We start from the raw sequence: 19,751 nt of genomic DNA, 5'->3' as shown, positions 1-19,751 counted from the left end.
ATGAGCACCCCGTTCGAGTACGCCCCCGCACCCGAGTCGCGCTCGATCGTCGACATCGCGCCGTCCTACGGCCTGTTCGTCGACGGCGAGTTCGTCGACGGCACGGGCACCCCGTTCAAGACGGTCAACCCGGCCACCGAGGAGGTCCTCACCGAGGTCGCCTCCGGCAGCCAGGCCGACGTCGACCGCGCCGTGCGCGCCGCCCGCCGCGCCTTCGAGCGGACCTGGGGCCCGATGCGCCCGGCCGATCGCGGCAAGTACCTCTTCCGCATCGCCCGGCTGATGCAGGAGCGCGCCCGCGAGTTCGCGGTCCTGGAGTCCCTGGACAACGGCAAGCCGATCCGCGAGTCCCGCGACGTCGACGTGCCGCTGGCCGCGGCGCACTTCTTCTACTACGCGGGCTGGGCGGACAAGCTCGAGCACGTGGGGCTCGGCACGCAGCCCCGGCCGCTCGGCGTCGCGGGCCAGGTCATCCCCTGGAACTTCCCGCTGCTCATGCTGGCCTGGAAGGTCGCCCCCGCGCTGGCCGCCGGCAACACCGTCGTCCTCAAGCCGGCGGAGACCACCCCGCTGACCGCGCTGCTGTTCGCCGAGATCTGCCGGCAGGCCGACCTCCCGGCCGGCGTCGTCAACATCGTCACCGGTGCCGGGGACACCGGCCGCGCGGTCGTCGAGCACGCCGACGTCGACAAGGTCGCCTTCACCGGGTCCACCGACGTCGGCCGGCAGATCGCCCGCGCCGTCGCCGGGACGCAGAAGAAGCTGACCCTCGAGCTCGGCGGCAAGGCCGCCAACATCGTGTTCGACGACGCCCCGATCGACCAGGCCGTCGAGGGCATCGTGCAGGGCATCTTCTTCAACCAGGGGCACGTGTGCTGCGCCGGCAGCCGGCTGCTCGTGCAGGAGTCGGTCCACGACGAGGTCATCGCCGCCCTGCAGCGGCGCATCGGCACGCTGCGCGTCGGCGACCCGCTGGACAAGAACACCGACATCGGCGCCATCAACTCCGCCGAGCAGCTCGCCCGCATCCGGGAGCTCTCCGACGTCGGCGAGGCCGAGGGCGCGCAGCGCTGGCAGCCGACGTGCGACCTGCCCGAGCGCGGCTTCTGGTTCCCGCCGACGGTCTTCACCGACGTCTCCCCCGCCCACCGCATCGCCCGCGACGAGGTCTTCGGCCCGGTCCTGAGCGTGCTCACCTTCCGGACGCCGGACGAGGCGGTCGCCAAGGCGAACAACAGCACCTACGGGCTCTCGGCCGGCATCTGGTCGGAGAAGGGCTCGCGGATCCTGAAGATCGCCGACCAGCTCCGCGCCGGCGTCGTGTGGGCCAACACGTTCAACAAGTTCGACCCGACGTCGCCGTTCGGCGGCTACAAGCAGTCCGGCTACGGCCGCGAGGGCGGCCGCCACGGCCTGGCCGCGTACCTGAAGGGTGCCCAGCAGTGAACGACCGGCTCGCCGTGCGCAAGACCTACAAGCTGTACGTGGGCGGGGCCTTCCCGCGGTCGGAGTCCGGCCGCACCTACGAGGTCACCGACACCAAGGGGCACTTCCTCGCCAACGCCGCCCGCGCCAGCCGCAAGGACGCCCGGGACGCCGTCGTCGCCGCCCGGGGGGCCTTCGCGAAGTGGTCCGGCGCCACCGCCTACAACCGCGGCCAGGTGCTCTACCGGGTGGCCGAGGTCATGGAGGGCCGGCACGTCCAGTTCTGCGAGGAGGTCGCGGCCGGCGAGGGGCTGAGCTCCTCCAAGGCCCGGGCCGCCGTGGACGCCGCCATCGACCGCTGGGTCTGGTACGCCGGCTGGACGGACAAGCTCGGCGCCGTCCTCGGCGGGGCCAATCCGGTCGCCGGCCCGTACTTCGACTTCTCCACCCCCGAGCCGACCGGCGTCGTCGCCGTCCTCGCGCCGCAGCAGTCCTCGCTGCTCGGGCTGGTCAGCGTCCTCGCGCCGGTGCTGGCCACCGGCAACACGGCCGTCGTCGTCACGTCGAGGGACCGCCCGCTGCCCGCGGTCACGCTCGGCGAGGTGCTGGCCACCAGCGACGTCCCCGGCGGCGTGGTGAACCTGCTCACCGGCGACGCCGAGGAGCTGGGCCCGTGGCTCGCCGAGCACGCGGACGTCGACGGCATCGACCTCACCGGCGCTCCTGCCGGACGGGCCATGGAGTTCGAGCGCGAGGCCGCCGGCACGATCAAGCGCGTCCTGCGCCCGCCGGCCACCGAGCCGGACTGGACCGCCGACCCCGGCCTCACCCGGATGACGCCGTTCCTGGAGACCAAGACGGTCTGGCACCCGATGGGGCTCTGAGCCTCGGTCATCCACGAGCCGCTCCAGCAGGACCAGGCGGGCGACCACGGGGTCCGGCGGCTGAGCCGAAAGGGGCAGGAGGGCGGGGCCGCCCATCTGGCAGAGTCTCCCCGTGGCCAGGCCCAGCATCGTCCCCATCGCGCTCACCCTCGACGACCGCACCGGTTACACCCTCTGGGCGCCTCCGTGGGAGGAGGACGGCGAGGAGTGGCAGGCGTTCCTCGGCACCACCGTCGAGGTCCGCGCCGACATCAACGACGACGACCCGGAGAACCCGGTCCCCACCGCCGTCGTGCACCTCTTCCCCTCCCCGGGTGCGCTGGCCGCGTTCTGCCGCACCAGCACCGACCACGACCTCGCCGACCACCCCGTCTGGCCGGTCGTCGCCGGGCTGGGTGCCGCCGACCTGACGCCGGACGACGACCACCGCTACGACCTCGACGGCGTCTACGACGTCGCCGCGGAGGACCCGGACCGCTGGGCGGTCGAGGAGCTGGCGGCCACCATCGACATCGTCAGCCGGCTCGCCGAGTGCCTGGACACGGCGGACGAGGACGACGAGGACGACCTCGACGACGACGAGACCGAGTTCGAGGCGGTCGCCGAGCTCGCCGGCCGGCCGGAGATCGGCTCGCTGGGCCTGGGCCCCGACGCGTTCGTCGGCCGCTCGGGAGAGGACGCCTGGATCGGCGTCGGCAGCGCCCTGGACGAGCTGTGGGAGGACGTGGTCGAGGAGCTCGGCGAGCACCTGGACTGGACCGGCGCCGGCACCGTCTCCCCCACCGACTACCCGTCGGCCTCCGAGGCCGCGCCGGTCGCCGTCGACGACGAGCCGGACGACGCGGACGAGGACGACGACGTCGAGCCGGTCGAGGCCGGCGCGGGCGCCTCCACCGCCGGCGTCCGGACGATCGCCGGAGGCGGCGGACGGCTGGTGCACGACCCGACCGCGGTCGCCACCGCCGCGCGGTTCTGGGAGGGCGTGGGCATCCTGCCCGTCGAGGTCGTCGTCCCCGACGGCACCGGCCTGACGCTGCGCTGCTACGTCGACGACGTCGCCCGCTTCCTCGGCCGCGACGGCGAGGTCTTCCTGTTCGAGTCCCCGGCGGCCCTGACCCGGTTCTGCGCCGGCACCGAGCCGCACGACCTGAGCGAGATCGCCTCCTGGCCCGAGGTCGCCGCGACCAGCACCCCGCCGCTGCCCGCCGAGCAGGACCGCTACGACCTCGCCGGGCTCTCCGAGGTGCTCGGCGAGGTGGCCGACGGCGCCACCGGCCTCGTGGGGCACGCGGCCCTCGCCCAGCCGGCCGAGGGCGCCCGCGACCTCGCGGAGTACACCGGGCTGCGCCGCGTCGAGGAGCTGCTGGCCCCGACCGCGCCGCTGGGCCGGGTCGTGGCGCTCGGCGAGCGCGCGCCCGACGCGACGCTGCGCCAGGAGGACGCCGCCGCCGTCCGCACCGCCTGGGACGAGGTCGTCAGCACCCTGAGCGGGAAGCTCGTCTTCCGCGACTGACGCGCGAGATCTGCACACTCGGGGCCATCAGCGGCCTGAACGCCCCGAGTGTGCAGATCTCGACGACGTTCCTGGGGACGACGAAGCGGCCGGCCCCGGGTGATCCGGGACCGGCCGCTGCGTCATGTGTCAGCTGCCGTAGCGCGAGGGGCGGCCGGGCCGCCCACCCGGGCGACCGCGGTCGCCGTACGAGCGCTCACCGGAGGACCGCTCGCCGCCGTAGGACCGCTCACCCGCGGGCCGGTCGCCGGCGGGCCGGGGACGGTCGCCGAACGAGCGGCGCGGGCCGCCGCGGGAACCGCTGGGGCGCTCGCCGTCCCGGCGCGGACGCCCACCGGGGCCGCCACCGCCGCGACGCATGTCGCGCTGGGTGCGCTCCTTGGGCTCCACCGGGACGCCGGAGGCGACCAGGTCCAGGATCGGCTTGTCGCCGGGCCGGGTGCGGTCCAGGGGCGGGTCGACCTTCGCCGTGCGGAACCGGCGCTTGGCCTGGCCGACCTGGTCGGGCAGGAGCAGCGAGACGACCACACCGGCGGCACCGGCGCGGGCGGTGCGGCCCGAGCGGTGCAGGTAGGTCTTGGCGTCCGTCGGCGGGTCGTAGTGCAGGACCAGCGAGACGTCGTCGACGTGGATGCCGCGGGCGGCGACGTCGGTGGCGACCAGCACCGGCGAGCGGGCGTCGGTGAACTCCTCCAGCGCGCGCTTGCGCGCCGACTGGGGCAGCCCGCCGTGGATCGCCTCGGCCTTGATGCCGGCGGCCTTGAGGTTGTCGGCCAGCCGGTCCACGCCGAGCTGGGTACGGGCGAAGATGATCGTCCGCCCCGGGCGGGAGGCCAGTTCGGTGGCCACCTGCAGCTTGTCGCGGAAGGCGAGGGTGAACGCCAGGTGCTCGGCCGGCGGGGCGTCGTCGCCGGGGCGCTTGACCTCGTGCCGCGCCGGGTCCTTGAGGTAGCGGCGGACCAGCGCGTCGACCTCGCCGTCCAGCGTCGCCGAGAACAGCAGGCGCTGGGCGTCGGCGGCGGTCTGGTCCAGCAGCTCCTTGACGACCGGGAGGAACCCGAGGTCGGCCATGAAGTCGGCCTCGTCCAGGACGGTGACGACGACCTCGGCGAGGGTGGCCTCGCCCTGGCTGATCAGGTCCTGCAGCCGGCCCGGGGTGGCGATGATGACGTCGACGCCGCGGCGGAGCTGCTGGATCTGGCGGTACATGGGGGCACCGCCGTAGACGGTCGCCAGCTGCACGCCGGTGGCCTGGCCGAGGGGCGCCAGGTTGTCGTGCACCTGCTGGGCCAACTCGCGGGTCGGCACGAGGACCAGCCCACGGGGGGCGCGGCGGCCCTGCTTGACCTCGCGGCCGATGCGGGCGAGCAGCGGCAGGCCGAAGGCCAGCGTCTTGCCCGAGCCGGTGGCGGCCTTGCCGAGCACGTCGCGCCCGGCGAGGGCGTCCGGCAGCGCGGAGGTCTGGATGGCGAAGGGGCGGTGGATGCCGCGCCGCTCCAGCGCGGTGACCAGCTGCTGGGGCAGGCCCAGCTGGCCGAAGGTCGGGCCGGCGGGCTCCGCCGGGGTGCCCTCGGTGGTGTTCTCGGGGGTGTTCTGAGGGGTGGTGACGGCCTCGTCCGGCTCGGACGACGCAGGGTTGACCACAGTCATGCGGGGTGGGGCTCCGATACAGCTCGGAGCGCGTCCCGTGGAAGAGAGGAGGGTGCGGCGCGGAGCCGGTGTCCTCGCTGGCGATCGCTCCACGTCCTGCGGACGCGCGATCTGCACGGATGCGCTCGTGCCCAGACGTTCCGTCCGGGAGGATGACCGGCCGATGTGCCGGTACGCCCAGGTTAGCAGCGGAGCGGCCCGCACCATTCCCGCACCGGGGTGGGGACGGTCACTGCGCGTCAGCTCCGCAGGGCGGCGTACCCGGGCCGGACGACGTCGCTGAGCAGGCGGGCGCGGTCGGCGTCGTCGAGGAAGGCGGCCGCCACCGCACGCTCCGTGACGGTCGCGACGTCGTCCCAGCCCCAGCCGAACGCCTCCGCGACGGCGGTGAGCTCGCTGCTCGCCGAGACCCCGCTCATGAGCCGGTTGTCGGTGTTGACCGTGACGGCGAAGCCCAGGCGGTGCAGCCGGTCGACCGGGTGCTGGGCGAGCGACGGGTAGGCGCCGGTCTGCACGTTGGACGACGGCGCGACCTCCAGGGGCACCTGCGCGTCCAGCACCCGCTGCGCCACGGGCCCGAGCGCGCCGTCGGGTGCCACCTCGTCGGCGATCCGGATGCCGTGCCCGAGCCGCTCGGCGCGGGCGCCGTCCAGCGCGGCGCGGATGCTGTCGATGCCGGCCGCCTCGCCGGCGTGCACCGTCCGGTGCGCGCCGGCCCGGTCCAGCAGCTCGATGGCGGCGGGGATGCGGTCGGGCGGGAAGCCGATCTCCGGCCCGGCCAGGTCGAAGCCGACCACGCCGGCGTCGCGGTAGCGCACGACCAGCCCGGCCACCTCCTCCCAGCGGTCGGCCTGGCGCATGGCGCACAGCAGCGCCCCGACGCGGATCGGCGTCCCGGCGGCGGTGGCCTCCGCACCGCCGGTGGCGAAGCCGTCCACCATCGCCTCGACGACGGCCTCGATCGGCAGCCCGCCCGCCGTCGCCAGCTCGGGCGCGAAGCGCACCTCGGCGTGCACGACGCCGTCGGCGGCCAGGTCGAGCGCGCACTCGCGGGCGACCCGGTGGATCGCGTCGGCGGTCTGCATGACCCCGACGGTGTGCGCGAAGGTCTCCAGGTAGCGCACGAGGGACCCGGAGTCGGCGGCCTGCCGGAACCAGCGGCCCAGCTCGTCGGCGTCCGTGGCGGGCAGGTCGCGGTAACCGTGCGCGTCGGCCAGCTCCAGCACCGTCTGCGGGCGCAGACCGCCGTCGAGGTGGTCGTGCAGGAGAACCTTGGGGGCCCGGCGGATGGAGTCGGCGTTCAGCGGTGCGGGCACGCAGGGACGCTACCTGGCGACCGGTAGCGGCCCGCGGACCACCGCGGCGGGGTCAGCCGCGGTCGTGCCACCGGAACGTGCGCACGCACAGCAGCAGGCCCAGGACGCACCAGATGCCGAGCACGAGCGCGACCCGGCCCAGCTCCCACGATCCGGCCGGCTCGTCGGCGGCCAGCGCGTCGGGCAGGAACACCGAGCGCAGCCCCTGCGCCATCCACTTGAGCGGGAAGAGCGAGGCGAACGTCTGCATCCAGGTCGGGATCTCGCTGAACTGGAAGAAGACGCCGGAGATGAACTGCAGCAGCAGCGCGAACGGCGTCACCGTGGCCGAGGCCGAGCGCCCGTTCTTCGCCAGGCTGGAGATCGCGATGCCCAGCAGCGTGCAGGACGCCGCACCCAGGACCGCCACCCAGGCGAAGGTCAGCCAGTCGGTCCCCGACGGCAGGTCGATCCGGTAGAACACCACGCCGATCAGCAGCAGGACGACGATGCTGGCCAGCGTCACGGCCAGGACCTGCACGACCTTGCCGACGAAGAAGGCGCTGCGCGGCATCGGGGTGCCGGCCAGGTGCTTGAGCGTCCCGTCGGACCGCTCGGTGGCGATGCTGATCGCCATGTTCTGCAGGCTGGCGCCGAGGATGCCCGCGGCGATGATCCCGGCCATGAAGTACTGGGTGAAGCTGACGCCGTCCCCCAGGTCGAAGTCGAGCACCGCGCCGAACACCACGAGCAGCAGGACCGGCAGCAGCAGGGTGAAGACCACCGACTCGCGCTGGCGGAAGAACTCCTTGAGCTCGACCGAGCTGCGCGAGCGGTAGACGGCGGGCAGCGACGGCAGCTGCGCCTCGCGGGTGGGAGCGGTCACCGGTCGTGGCCGATCATCGAGAGGTACACGTCCTCGAGCGTGGGGCGGGCGACGGCGAGGTCGGGCACCTCGCCGCCGAAGCGGGCGGCCAGCTCGGCCACCAGCGCGGTCGGGGTGGCCGTCGCCTCGGTCCGGCGGGCGCCGCCCTCGGTCCAGGTGACGGTGGCCGGCGCGGTCTCGCGCCCACCCAGGGCCTGCGGGACGGCGACCTCGACCAGCCGCCCGCGCGCGATGACACCCACCCGGTCGGCCAGCGCCTCGGCCTCGTCCAGGTAGTGGGTGGTGAGCAGCATGGTGGTGCCCAGGTCGCGCAGCGAGCGGATGAGCGACCAGAACTGCCGGCGGGCCTCGGGGTCGAAGCCGGTCGTCGGCTCGTCCAGGAACAGCAGGGTCGGCCGGCCGACGATGCCGAGGGCGACGTCCAGCCGGCGCCGCTGCCCGCCCGACAGCGCCTTGCCGCGGACCCCGGCCTTCTCCTCGAGGCCCACCAGCGCGAGCACCTCGTCGACGTCGCGCGGGTCGGCGTAGTAGGACGCCTGGGCGGTCACCAGCTCGCGCACGGTCAGCTGGCTGTCGCCCGAGCCCGACTGCAGCACGATGCCCAGCCGCGCCTTCCAGGCCCGCGAGCCCTCCGCCGGGTCGTCACCGAGCACCCGGACCTCGCCGGCGTCGCGCGCGCGGTAGCCCTCGCAGATCTCGACCGTCGTCGTCTTGCCCGCACCGTTGGGGCCGAGCAGCGCGAAGATCTCCCCGCGCCGGATGTCGAGGTCCAGCCCGTCCACCGCGGTGAAGTCGCCGTACCGCTTGACCAGGCCGCGGACCGAGATCGCGGCGTCGGGGTCGAGCGGGTCACCGGGCCTCGGGCGGTCGGTCGCGGGTGCGACCTGCGGAGAACTCGTCACGGGGGAACAGTGTGCTCCTCCCGCCCTGCGGCTACTCCACGCGGTCGATGACCAGCGGCAGCGGGCGGTCGTCGGTGTCGACGCCCACCGCGCCCTCCAGCGCCTCGAGGGCCCGCGGGATGCGGGCGGGGTCGTCGGTGTGCAGCTCGAGCAGCGGCTGCCCGGCGGTCACCTGCTCCCCCACCCCGGCGGTCCACAGCACGCCGGCGGCCGCCGACACCGGGTCCTCCTTGCGGGCGCGCCCGGCACCCAGCCGCCAGGCCGCGACCCCCAGCGCGTAGGCGTCGAGCCGGGTGAGCGTGCCCGTGGCCGGCGCGCTGACCACGTGCGTCTCGCCCGGCCGCGGCAGCGGCGCGTCCGGGTCGCCGCCCTGGGCGGCGATCATGCGCCGCCACACGTCCATCGCCCGGCCGTCCGCCAGCGCCTCGGCCGGGTCCACGTCGGGGCGGCCGGCGGCGGCGAGCATCTCGCGGGCCAGGGTGACGGTCAGCTCGACGACGTCGGCGGGCCCGCCCCCGGCGAGCACCTCGACCGACTCCGCGACCTCCACCGCGTTGCCGGCGGCGCGGCCCAGGGGGCGGTCCATCGCCGTCACCAGGGCGACCGTCCGGACACCGGCCGCCCGGCCCAGGCCGACCATCGTGCGGGCCAGCTCGCGGGAGGCCTCCGGGTCCTTCATGAACGCGCCCGAGCCGGTCTTCACGTCGAGCACCAGGGCGTCGGCGCCCTCGGCGATCTTCTTGCTCATGATCGAGCTGGCGATGAGCGGGATGGACTCGACCGTGCCGGTCACGTCGCGCAGCGCGTAGAGCAGCTTGTCCGCCGGCGCCAGGTCCTCGCCGGCGGCGCAGATGACCGCACCGACGTCGCGGAGCTGGGCGAGGTAGGCCTCCTCGTGCACGTCGGCCCGCCAGCCGGGGATCGCCTCCAGCTTGTCCAGCGTGCCCCCGGTGTGGCCCAGACCCCGGCCGGACAGCTGCGGCACCGCGACCCCGCAGGCGGCGACCAGCGGCGCGAGCGGCAGCGTGATCTTGTCCCCGACGCCGCCGGTGGAGTGCTTGTCCGCCGTCGGGCGGCCCAGCGCGGAGAGGTCCTTGCGGGTGCCGGAGTCGATCATCGACCGCGTCCAGACGGCCAGCTCGCCGGGCGACATGCCGCGGAAGAACACCGCCATGAGCAGCGCGCTCATCTGCTCGTCGGGCACCTGCCGCTGCGTGTACGCGTCGATCACCCAGCGGATCTGGTCGGCGGTGAGCTCCGCGCCGTCCCGCTTGGCCCGGATGACGTCGATCGCGTCGTGCGCGGCCATCAGCCCTGCCCCCGCTCGGCGGCGGCGGCCAGGTCGTCGGGGCCGAAGGCGTCGGGCAGCACCTCGCGCATCGGGACGATGCCGAGCGAGACGGTTTCGATGAGCATCTCGGGGCCGCCGAACTCCCACAGCAGCTGCCGGCACCGGCCGCAGGGCATGAGCGGCTGCCCGTCGCCCCCGACGCACGCCACGGCGACCAACCGGCCGCCGCCGGAGCGCGCCAGGTCGCTCACCATCCCGCACTCGGCGCACAGGCTCAGGCCGTACGAGGCGTTCTCCACGTTGCAGCCGGTGACGAGCCGGCCGTCGTCGACCAGGCCGGCGACGCCCACGGGGAACCGCGAGTACGGCGCGTAGGCGCGGGTCATCGCCTCGCGGGCGGCCGCCCGCAGCACGTCCCAGTCGACGGTGCCGTCCACTAGTGCTCCCCTCGCCGGTAGACCAGCCCGTCGGCCTTCGGCATCCGCAACCTCTGCGAGGCCAGCGACAGGACCAGCAGCGTGGTCAGGTGCGGGGTGAACGAGACGATACCGGTGGGCAGCTCGTCGATGGTGAGGAAGCCGACCAGGCTCAGCCCGGCGAAGGCCGCGGCGAGCACCGCCTGCACGTACTTGCCGCGGGTGGTCTGGAAGACCGCCACCGCCAGCAGCAGGATGGCCAGCAGGAGCAGCAGCGCGACGACCGCCGTCCGGCTGCGCAGCTGCAGACCGTCGGCGAAGCCGAACAACCCCGCGCCGGCCGCCAGGCCGCCGGGCCGCCAGTTCCCGAAGATGAGCGCGGCCAGGCCGATGAAGCCGCGCCCGCCGGTCTGCCCCTCCTTGAAGATGTTGGCGACGAAGACCAGCGCCACACCGCCCAGGCCGGCCAGCCCGCCGGAGATGATCACCGCGATGTACTTCATCCGGTAGACCGGCACACCCAGGGAGTCGGCGGCCGCCGGGTTCTCCCCGCACGAGCGCAGCCGCAGCCCGAACGCGGTCCGCCACAGCACCACGTAGCTGATCGGCACCAGCAGGATCGCGATCAGCGTCAGGACGCCGACGCCGCTGGTCAGGCCGCGCAGCAGGCCGGCGACGTCGGAGACGAGGAACCACTGCTGGTCCGCCAGGTCGCCGAGCAGGTCCGGCCCGTCGGAGAGCACCGGCAGCGAGAAGCTCGGTGGTCGGCTGGACAGCGCCGGCGACTGCGTGACGCCGCCGCCGGCCGGGTTGTCGACGTAGATCAGCTCGGAGAGGAAGCGGACGATGCCGCCGGCGAGGATGTTGATCGCCACACCGGAGACGACGTGGTCGACGCCGAAGGTGACCGTGGCGATGGCGTGCACCAGCCCGCCGGCCGCGCCGAACAGGATGCCGCCGACGATCGCGCCGGCCCAGCCCCACTGGTAACCGGCCCAGCCGGCGCCCCAGGTGCCGAGGATCATCATGCCCTCGAGGCCGATGTTGACCACGCCCGCGCGCTCGGCGAACAGGCCGCCCAGCCCGGCCAGCCCGATCGGCACGGCGAGCAGCAGCGCGGTGGAGAAGGTCGAGGACGAGGTCAGCGCCTGCTCGCCGGAGATGATCCGGACGACCGACAGCAGCAGCATCAGGCCGACGAGGATCCAGGTGACCCGCCGCGCGGTGCCGCCGCCGAGGAACAGCTCGGTCAGCGGGCCGCGGGACGGCGCCGCCGAGCTCGCCGGAGTGGTGGTCGCGGTGCTCACTGTGCCGCCCCCTGACGCGTGTCGATGCGGCTGCCCTCGGTGCCCAGGGGCCCGGCCGGCGGTTCCTCCGGTGAGGGCGGGCCGCCCTGGCCGGTGTCCCTCTCGGCGCGCCGGCGGGTGATCTGCTTGGCGATCTCGTTGGCGATGACGACGGCGAGCACGATCGTGCCCTGGATGATCGTGACCACCGAGGCGGGGATGTCGGCGAACTGCAGCGGCACCGCGGCCCGGTCGAGGAAGGCGAACAGCAGCGCCGCGAACGCGATGCCGATCGGCGTGTTGCGGCCCAGCAGCGCGACGGCGATGCCGAGGAAGCCCAGCCCGGCGGTGAACTCGGTGCCGAAGTGGTAGGTGTCGCCCATCAGGTCGGGCAGGCCGATCAGCCCGGCGACGGCCCCGGAGATGAGCATCGTCTTGATGACCATGCCCCGGGCGTCGATGCCGCTGGCGGTCGCCGCCGAGGGCGACAGGCCGGTGGCGCGCAGGTCGAAGCCGAAGCGGGTGCGCTTGAGCAGCACCGCGATCACGATGCCGGCGACGACCGCGACGAGCAGGAAGCCGTAGAGCTCCCCGCGCGGCTGGGCCAGCCCGATCCAGCCGAACACGGCGTTGAGGTCGGGGAAGCGGCCGGACGCCGGCAGGTCCTCCGTGGTGATGATCGCCGCGCCCTCCTCGCTGCCCCGGAGCGGCCCGGTGAGCAGCCAGGAGGCGGTGCCCAGCGCGATGAAGTTGAGCATGATCGAGCTGATCACCTCGCTGACGCCGCGGGTGACCTTGAGGACCGCCACGATCCCGGCCCACAGCGCGCCCACCAGCATCGCGACGACGATGACGAACACCACGTGCAGCGGGGCGGGCAGCGAGACGGCGGCGCCGGCGCCGGCGGACAGCACGGTGGCCATCCGGTACTGGCCCTCGACGCCGATGTTGAACAGCCCCATGCGGAAGGCCACCGACACGGCGAGGCCGGCCAGGAACAGCGGCACGGCCCGGTTGAGGATCACGACGATCGCCTGGGTCTGCTGCGCCGGGGTGTCGCCGAAGTCGACGAGCACGTGCACGGCGGTCGAGGGGTTCTCGCCGATCGCGAGGATGACCAGCGCGGTGATGACGACGGCGAAGGCGATGGCGATGGCCGGCGCGAGCAGCGCCGAGCCGGTGCGGCGGAGGACGGTCACGCGGCACCCACCGAGCCGTCGTGGGCGCCGGTCATGTGCCCGCCGAGCTCCTCCGGCGTGAGCGACGCCGGGTCCAGCGTGGCGACCAGCCGGCCGCGCAGCATGACCTTGAGCGTGTCGGACAGACCGATCAGCTCGTCGAGGTCGGCCGAGATCAACAGGATCCCCATCCCTTCGGCGCGGGCGTCCTTGAGCAGCTCCCAGATCGCCGACTGCGCACCCACGTCGACCCCGCGGGTCGGGTGGGCCGCGATCAGCAGGCGCGGGCTGGAGCTCATCTCGCGCCCGACGATGAGCTTCTGCTGGTTGCCGCCGGACAGGGCGACGGCGAGGGTGTCCGGCCCGGGGGCCCGGACGTCGTACTCGCGCATGATCCGCTCGGTGTCCGCGCGTGCGCCGGCGCGGTCGATGAAGGGCCCCTTCACCGCCGGCGGACGGGTCTGGTGGCCCAGGATCCGGTTCTCCCACAGCGGCGCGTCGAGCAGCATCCCCTGGCGGTGCCGGTCCTCGGGCACGAAGCCGATGCCCGCCTCGCGGCGGGCGCGGGTGCTCCAGGCGGTGATCTCCTCGGCCCCGAGGACCACGGTGCCGGCGGCCAGCGGTCGCAGGCCCATGATCGCGTCGACCAGCTCGGCCTGGCCGTTGCCCTCGACACCGGCGATGCCCACGACCTCGCCCTCGCGGACGGTGAGGGTGGCGTCCTCCACGGCGGGGCGGCCGGTGAGCGAGGCGACCGTGACCCCGCGCAGCTCCAGCACCGGCGTCTCGCGGACGGTCGAGGTGCGAGTCTGCGGCGAGGGCAGCTCGGAGCCGACCATCATCTCGGCGAGCTGGCGCGCCGTCGTCGTCCTCGGGTCGGCGCTGCCCACCGTGGTGCCGCGGCGGATCACGGTGATCGAGTCGGCCACCTTGCGGACCTCGTCGAGCTTGTGCGAGATGAAGATGACGGTGAGGCCCTCGCGCTTGAGCTCGGCGAGGTTGCCGAACAGCTCGTCGACCTCCTGCGGGACGAGGACGGCGGTGGGCTCGTCGAGGATCAGCGTCGTGGCCCCGCGGTAGAGCACCTTGGCGATCTCGACCCGCTGCCGGTCGCCGACCCCGAGGTCCTCGACGAGCACGTCGGGGTCGAGGTCCAGGGCGTACCGCTCGGAGATCTCGCGGATGCGGCGCCGGGCCTCGGCCAGGTCCAGGCGGCCGCCCGACGTGGGCTCGCTGCCCAGGACGATGTTCTCCAGGACGGTGAAGTTGTCGGCCAGCATGAAGTGCTGGTGCACCATGCCGATGCCCGCGGCGATCGCGTCGGCCGGGCTGCGCAGCGTCGTCTCGCGGCCGTCGAGCAGGATCGTGCCCTCGTCGGGCCGGTGCATGCCGTAGAGCGTCTTCATCAGCGTCGACTTGCCGGCGCCGTTCTCGCCCACGATGGCGTGCACCTCGCCGCGGCGGACCCGCAGCTCGATGTCGCGGTTGGCGACCACGCCGGGGAACCGCTTGGTGATGCCGCGCAGCTCGACCGCGTACGGGGCCTCCCCCGTCCCCGTTCCCGCCGCGTGCTCGCCGTGGGCTGCTGCCTCGGCCATGGGTGGGCCTTCCCCTCTCGCGGTGCACCCGGGGTGGCCGGACGCACGTCTGGTGCTGTGCGGATGATCCCGCACCGGGGGCGGCCGGGTGGCGGCAGCCCTCACGGAAACGGCGGGCCCGGGCGGCATGCGCCCGGGCCCGCCGTGGGACCACCCGTGAGCGCGGGCCCGCGTCGAGCGGGCCCGCGCCTGGATCACGGGGTGGTCGGGACCTCGATGTCGCCGTCGATGATCTGCTGGCGGAAGTCCTCGACGACGTCCTGGATGTCCTCGATGTAGCCGCCGGAGTCCGACAGGCCGACACCCTCGGTGGAGAGGTCGTTGAGGATGTCCGTGCCGGGCTCCAGGCTGTCGTCGGCGAAGGAGGTGAGGTACTCCTCCACCGCGTTGTCGACCCGCTTGAGCATGGACGTCATGATCACGGCCTGCTGGTCGGGCGACGCGCTCAGGTACTGGTCGGAGTCGACGCCGATGGCGCGCTGACCGGCCTCGACGGCGGCCTCGAAGACGCCCTCGCCGGAACCGCCCGCGGCGTGGAACACGATGTCCGCACCGGCCTGGTACATGCCCTGCGCCGCGACCTTGCCGCCCTCGGGGTCACCGAAGCCGGAGGGGTCGCCGGCGGGCGAGAGGTAGGTGACGTCGACGATGATCTCCGGCTTGACCGCCTGGGCACCGGCCACGTAGCCGGCCTCGAACTTCTCGATCAGCGGGCTCTGCGAGCCGCCGACGAAGCCGATGTGCCCGGTCACGCTCTTCGAGGCCGCAGCCACGCCCGCGAGGAAGGAGCCCTCCTCCTCGGCGAAGATCAGGCCGGTGAGGTTGTCCGCGCCGAGCTCCTCGACCGAGGTGTCGACGATCGCGAACTGGGTGTCGGGGTACTCGCCGGCGATGTCGCCGATGATGTCGCCGTACGCGAAACCGACCGCGATCACCGGGTTGTAGCCGGCGTCGGCCAGCTGGGTGAGCAGCTCCTCGCGGTTGGAGCCGTCGTCGTTGGGCGAGAGCTCCTCGATCTCACCGCCGAGCTCGTCCACGGCCGCCTCGACGCCGGCGATGGCCGAGTCGTTGAACGACTTGTCGCCGCGGCCGCCGGTGTCGTAGGCGACACCGACGCGGAGCTCGCCGTCGCCACCGCCGTTGCTGCTGCCGCTGTCGCCGCTGTCCTCGTCGCTGGCGCAGGCCGACAGGGCCAGGCCGCCGGCCAGCAGCAGCGCCGCGGCCTTCGTCATCCGCGCTCGGCGCAAGACGATCTCCTCTCTGGGGGGACCTGCCTGCCCGGAGGCGGCACGTCCCGATGGGGTTCCTTCCGCGCGTCCGCCGGCGGCACGCCGGGCGCACCGCGGGAGAACACGACGCAGAACGCTAACCGCGGGGCCGCGGACCTCCACCGGCCGCGCGGAGGACTGAGACCCGATCGTTGCGAAGGGCGCCCGGGTCGGGTGGCCTGGGTCACGCGGGCCGCCGGGGCTCTACCGTTCGGGACGTGGCACGACGGGACGGCCCTCGGACGCTGCTGGCCGCTGTCCTCGCCGCGGGGGCGCTCCTGGTGGGCGCGCCGACGGCCGTGGCGGAGGAGCCGCGCCCGACGGCGGACCCGACGGCCCCCACCCCCACGGCGCCGCTGGCCGGCCCGCCGCCGCAGGGCAGCGCCCCCGACGGCAGCACGGTCGGCGGCGGGGACCTCGACACCCGCGGTCTGGTCGTCGCCGCCGACGCGCCTCCGCTGCCGGGGCCGCTGGCCGCCTCGGGCTGGCTGGTGGCCGACGCGGGGTCGGGCGCGGTGCTCGCCGCACGCGACCCGCACGGCCGCTACTACCCGGCCAGCACGCTCAAGACCCTGACGCTGCTGACCCTCGCACCCCGCCTCGACCCGGCGCAGGAGGTGGTCGGAACCCCGGAGGACGAGCAGGTCGACGGCAGCCGGGTCGGGCTGGTCACCGGCGGCCGGTACACCGTCGGCTTCCTGTTCGAGGCGCTGGTCCTGCAGTCGGGCAACGATGCGGCCAATGCGCTGGCCCGCGCCGCCGGCGGGACCGCGGCGACCGTCGCGGCGATGACCGAGGTGGCGGAGTCCATCGGCGCCTACGACACCGTCGTCGGCGGACCGTCGGGTCTCGACGTCGCCGGGCAGTCCAGCTCCCCCTACGACCTGGCGCTGATCTTCCGCGAGCTGCTGGAGGTGCCCGCGGCCGCCGCGGTGTTGACCCTGCCCACCGCGCAGGTGCCGGAGGTGCCCGGCCGGTCGGCCGGCTTCCAGATACAGAACCAGAACCCGCTGGCCGGCTACCCCGGCACGCTCGGCGGGAAGACCGGCTTCACCGACGCCGCCCGGCACGCCTTCGTGACCGCGGCCGAGCGGGACGGCCGGCGGCTGGTGGTCAGCGTGCTTGACACCGAGAACCAGCCGCTGCGGGCCGCCGACCAGGCGGCGCTGCTGCTCGACTGGGGGTTCACGGTGCCGCCGGGCACCGAGGGCGTGGGCCGGCTGGTCGAGCCGGGGGACCTGGTCGCGGCCGAGGAGCCCGACCCGCCGGCTCCCCGCGCGGCGTCACCGGCCGCGCCGGCCGCGGCCACGGCGGCGCAGGACGACGACGCCGCCTCCCCGCTGCTGGGCGCCGGGCTGGCGGCCGCCGCCCTGCTCGTCGTCGCCGCGACCGTGGTCGGCCGGCGGCGGGCGGTGCGACGGGTGCCGCGGGACCGCTAGAGGGGGGCGCCGGTGAGCGGGTACTCGCGGGCGACCGCCCACGCGCCGCCGGGCAGCTGCTCGAACTCGGTGAAGTGCTGCACGGGGAACTCCGCGGAGAGGTCGGCCAGCCCGCTGTACGCCAGCTCCAGCATGTCCGGCGCCACGTCGTGCGCGACCGTGACGTGCGGGTGGTACGGGTAGGCCAGCGGCCGGGCCAGCGGACCCTGGCGGATGTCGGTGGCGAGCAGCTCGCAGTTGCCGATGCCCCGGGCCACGGTCACGAAGACCACCTCGGAGACCGGGCTGAAGGTGCCGGTGCCCGACAGGTGCATGGGGAACGCCGCGTGCGCGCCGGCGACGGCGGCGAGGTGCTCGGCGATGGCCGGGCGGTCGGCCACGGGCACCTCGGTCGGCGGCAGCAGCGTCACGTGCGGCGGCACGAGGGTGGCCTGCGGGTCGCCCACCTTGGCCCGCCAGTCGACCAGCAGCTGGGCCCAGGGCTCGGGCAGGGCGATGACGACGCCGATGACCGCCGTCCCCCCCGCCTCCGCGCCCTCGGTCACGCCCGCGCCCCGGGGGCCAGGAAGCCGACCCGCTCGTACACCTCGGCCACGGTCTCCCGGGCGACCTCGCGGGCGCGCGCGGCGCCGTCGGCCAGGATGCGCTCGAGCTCGGCCCGGTCGTCCAGCAGCTCGGTGGTGCGCTCCCGGACCGGCGTCACGAAGTCGGTGACGACCTCGGCGAGCTCCTTCTTCAGGTCGCCGTAGCCGCGGCCGGCGAACTGCTCCTCGAGCTCGGGGACGGTGCGGCCGGACAGCGCGCTGTGGATGGTGAGCAGGTTCGTGACCCCCGGCTTGGCCACCGGGTCGGCGACGACCTCGCGGCCGGTGTCGGTGACCGCCGAGCGGATCTTCTTCGCGGTCGCCTTCGGGTCGTCGAGCAGGTAGACGCAGCCGGCCGGCGGGAGGCTCTTGCTCATCTTCTTCTCCGGCGTCTGCAGGTCCATGACCCGCGCGCCACCGGCGGGGATGAAGCCCTCGGGCACCCGGAAGGTGTCGCCGAAGCGGCCGTTGAAGCGGCCCGCGAGGTCACGGGTCAGCTCGATGTGCTGGCGCTGGTCCTCGCCCACCGGCACCTGGTCGGCCTGGTAGAGCAGGATGTCGGCGGCCATGAGCACGGGGTAGGTGAAAAGGCCCACCGTCGTCCCGGTCGCACCCTCGCGCTGGCTCTTGTCCTTGAACTGGGTCATCCGGCTGGCCTCGCCGAACCCGGTGAGGCACTCCAGCACCCAGGCCAGCTGCAGGTGCTCGGGCGCGTGGCTCTGCACGAACACGGTGCTGCGGGCCGGGTCGACGCCCAGGGCGAGCAGCTGCGCGGCCGAGGTCAGGGTGTTGCGGCGGAGCTCCTCCGGGTCCTGCGGGACGGTGATCGCGTGCAGGTCGACGACGCAGTAGAAGGCGTCGGTCGTCTCCTGGAGGGCGACCCACTGCCGCAGCGCACCCAGGTAGTTGCCGAGCTGGAAGGAGCCCGCCGACGGCTGGATGCCCGAGAAGACGCGGGGAAGAGGCACGACGTCCATCAAACCAGCCCGCGCGTCAGCGGGACGGGGCACCGTCGCCCACGGCGTCCAGCGCGGCGAGGAAGGCGTCGTCCTCGTCGGGCGCCCCGACGGTGACCCGCACCCCCTCGCCGGCGAACGGCCGGGTGATGACCGCCCGCGACTCCAGCGCGGCGGCCAGCGGGACGGCCTGCTCCCCCACCGGCAGCCAGACGAAGTTCGCCTGGCTCTCCTCGACCCGGTGGCCCCGCTCGCGCAGCGCCGCGGTCAGCCGCGCGCGCTCGGAGACGACCGCGGCGCAGCGCTCGCGCACCTCGTCCTCGCTCGCCAGCGCGGCGACCGCCGCGGCCTGGGCGAGCATCGAGACGCTGAACGGCACGTGCGTCCTGCGCACCGCCTCGGCGACGGCGGGGTCCTCGGCGAGCAGGTAGCCCACCCGCAGGCCGGCCAGGCCCCACGCCTTGGAGAAGGTGCGCAGGACGGCGACGTTGGGCCGGCCGCGCATGAGCTCCACGCCGTCGGGGACGTCGGGGTCGCTGACGAACTCGCGGTAGGCCTCGTCGAGCACGACCAGCGTCGTCGCCGGGACCGCGTCGAGGAAACGCTCGAGCTCCGCCCGCCGCACCGCCGTCCCGGTGGGGTTGTTGGGGTTGCAGACGAACACCAGGCGGGTGGTGCCGTCGATGGCCGCCAGCAGGCCGTCGAGGTCGTGGGTGTCGGCCGGGCCGCCCTCGTGCCCGGGGATCAGCGGCACCTGCACCGCGCGGGCGCCGGCCACCTGCGCCAGCAGCGGGTACATCTCGAACGACCGCCAGGCGAAGGCGATGCTGGTCCCCGGCTCGGTGTAGGCCTGAGCGAGCTCCTGGCACAGGGTCACCGCACCGCAGCCGGTGGCGACCTGCGCGGGGTCGACGCCGTAGCGCTCGGCCAGCGCCGCGGTGAGGACGGTCGCCCCGTTGTCCGGGTAGCGGTTGGTCTCGGCGGCGGCCGCAGCCACCGCCCGCACGACGGCCGGCAGCGGCGGGAACGCCACCTCGTTGCTCGCGAGCTTGACCGCGCGGTCGACGCCGATCTCCCGGGCGAGGTCGGCGGGGTTGCGCCCGGGCCGGTACGCCGGCAGGGCCTGGACCGCCGGGCGGGGGCTCACCACGGGCAGCTACCTCCTCGGCCGCCCTAGGGT

The 19,751-nt window shown here is 74.4% G+C and carries 17 protein-coding genes; 4 read left to right on the top strand and 13 right to left on the bottom strand.

The features are described 5' to 3' along the window. From ACI79H_RS08810 to ACI79H_RS08800, 3 genes are all read left to right on the top strand, one after another. Positions 1-1,446 carry an aldehyde dehydrogenase family protein gene (locus tag ACI79H_RS08810; protein ID WP_456553993.1) on the top strand — a complete coding sequence of 482 codons (1,446 nt, stop codon included), beginning with the start codon at positions 1-3 and terminating at the stop codon, positions 1,444-1,446. Continuing rightward, positions 1,443-2,309: an aldehyde dehydrogenase family protein gene (locus ACI79H_RS08805; protein ID WP_456553992.1), complete on the top strand. Its 867-nt coding sequence runs from the start codon at positions 1,443-1,445 to the stop codon at positions 2,307-2,309. Before ACI79H_RS08810 ends, ACI79H_RS08805 begins: the two co-directional genes overlap by 4 nt. Before the next feature lie 112 nt (positions 2,310-2,421). Beyond that, entirely contained in the window at positions 2,422-3,822 is a 1,401-nt protein-coding gene (locus ACI79H_RS08800; protein ID WP_456553991.1) for a hypothetical protein, read from the top strand. Between the two features lie 129 nt (positions 3,823-3,951). On the opposite strand, the gene ACI79H_RS08795 is transcribed toward ACI79H_RS08800, so the two are convergent. The 10 genes from ACI79H_RS08795 to ACI79H_RS08750 all read right to left on the bottom strand — a co-directional run bounded on the left by ACI79H_RS08795 (position 3,952) and on the right by ACI79H_RS08750 (position 15,556). Further along, on the bottom strand, positions 3,952-5,472 hold the full coding sequence (locus ACI79H_RS08795) for a DEAD/DEAH box helicase (protein WP_456553990.1): 1,521 nt from the start codon (positions 5,470-5,472) through the stop codon (positions 3,952-3,954). A 239-nt stretch (positions 5,473-5,711) separates the two neighbouring features. Beyond that, complete coding sequence (locus ACI79H_RS08790; protein ID WP_456553989.1) at positions 5,712-6,788, bottom strand: adenosine deaminase; 1,077 nt, start codon at positions 6,786-6,788, stop codon at positions 5,712-5,714. 52 nt (positions 6,789-6,840) lie between these two features. Beyond that, complete coding sequence (locus ACI79H_RS08785) at positions 6,841-7,653, bottom strand: ABC transporter permease (protein ID WP_456553988.1); 813 nt, start codon at positions 7,651-7,653, stop codon at positions 6,841-6,843. After that, positions 7,650-8,555, bottom strand: coding sequence for an ABC transporter ATP-binding protein (locus ACI79H_RS08780; RefSeq protein ID WP_456553987.1), 906 nt, complete (start codon positions 8,553-8,555; stop codon positions 7,650-7,652). The genes ACI79H_RS08785 and ACI79H_RS08780 overlap by 4 nt, the downstream gene beginning before the upstream one ends. 31 nt (positions 8,556-8,586) lie before the next feature. After that, a complete protein-coding gene (locus ACI79H_RS08775) occupies positions 8,587-9,864 on the bottom strand; it encodes a thymidine phosphorylase (protein WP_456553986.1) in 1,278 nt (425 codons plus the stop codon). Then, a complete protein-coding gene (locus ACI79H_RS08770; protein ID WP_456553985.1) occupies positions 9,864-10,283 on the bottom strand; it encodes a cytidine deaminase in 420 nt (139 codons plus the stop codon). The genes ACI79H_RS08775 and ACI79H_RS08770 overlap by 1 nt, the downstream gene beginning before the upstream one ends. Then, entirely contained in the window at positions 10,283-11,569 is a 1,287-nt protein-coding gene (locus ACI79H_RS08765; RefSeq protein WP_456553984.1) for an ABC transporter permease, read from the bottom strand. The genes ACI79H_RS08770 and ACI79H_RS08765 overlap by 1 nt, the downstream gene beginning before the upstream one ends. After that, a complete protein-coding gene (locus ACI79H_RS08760; RefSeq protein WP_456553983.1) occupies positions 11,566-12,747 on the bottom strand; it encodes an ABC transporter permease in 1,182 nt (393 codons plus the stop codon). Before ACI79H_RS08760 ends, ACI79H_RS08765 begins: the two co-directional genes overlap by 4 nt. Continuing rightward, a complete protein-coding gene (locus ACI79H_RS08755) occupies positions 12,744-14,324 on the bottom strand; it encodes an ABC transporter ATP-binding protein (RefSeq protein WP_456553982.1) in 1,581 nt (526 codons plus the stop codon). The genes ACI79H_RS08760 and ACI79H_RS08755 overlap by 4 nt, the downstream gene beginning before the upstream one ends. A gap of 194 nt (positions 14,325-14,518) precedes the next feature. Further along, the gene (locus ACI79H_RS08750; RefSeq protein ID WP_456553981.1) at positions 14,519-15,556 is read right to left on the bottom strand and encodes a BMP family lipoprotein; all 1,038 of its coding nucleotides are present in this window, start codon (positions 15,554-15,556) and stop codon (positions 14,519-14,521) included. Positions 15,557-15,810: 254 nt separating this feature from the next. Between ACI79H_RS08750 and ACI79H_RS08745 the strand changes: the two genes are divergently transcribed. Beyond that, the gene (locus tag ACI79H_RS08745) at positions 15,811-17,031 is read left to right on the top strand and encodes a D-alanyl-D-alanine carboxypeptidase family protein (protein WP_456553980.1); all 1,221 of its coding nucleotides are present in this window, start codon (positions 15,811-15,813) and stop codon (positions 17,029-17,031) included. Here ACI79H_RS08745 and ACI79H_RS08740 read toward each other — a convergent pair. The 3 genes from ACI79H_RS08740 to hisC are packed head-to-tail and all read right to left on the bottom strand — an operon-like array spanning position 17,028 to position 19,721. Then, the gene (locus tag ACI79H_RS08740) at positions 17,028-17,576 is read right to left on the bottom strand and encodes a 2'-5' RNA ligase family protein (protein WP_456553979.1); all 549 of its coding nucleotides are present in this window, start codon (positions 17,574-17,576) and stop codon (positions 17,028-17,030) included. The two genes, ACI79H_RS08745 and ACI79H_RS08740, sit on opposite strands and share 4 nt — an antisense overlap. Then, on the bottom strand, positions 17,573-18,592 hold the full coding sequence (trpS, locus tag ACI79H_RS08735; RefSeq protein ID WP_456553978.1) for a tryptophan--tRNA ligase: 1,020 nt from the start codon (positions 18,590-18,592) through the stop codon (positions 17,573-17,575). Before trpS ends, ACI79H_RS08740 begins: the two co-directional genes overlap by 4 nt. A 16-nt stretch (positions 18,593-18,608) precedes the next feature. Next, the gene (hisC, locus tag ACI79H_RS08730; RefSeq protein ID WP_456553977.1) at positions 18,609-19,721 is read right to left on the bottom strand and encodes a histidinol-phosphate transaminase; all 1,113 of its coding nucleotides are present in this window, start codon (positions 19,719-19,721) and stop codon (positions 18,609-18,611) included. Positions 19,722-19,751 lie beyond the last annotated feature (30 nt).

Source organism: Blastococcus sp. SYSU D01042, assembly GCF_054050515.1.
This window is presented reverse-complemented; position numbering and strand designations above follow the sequence as displayed.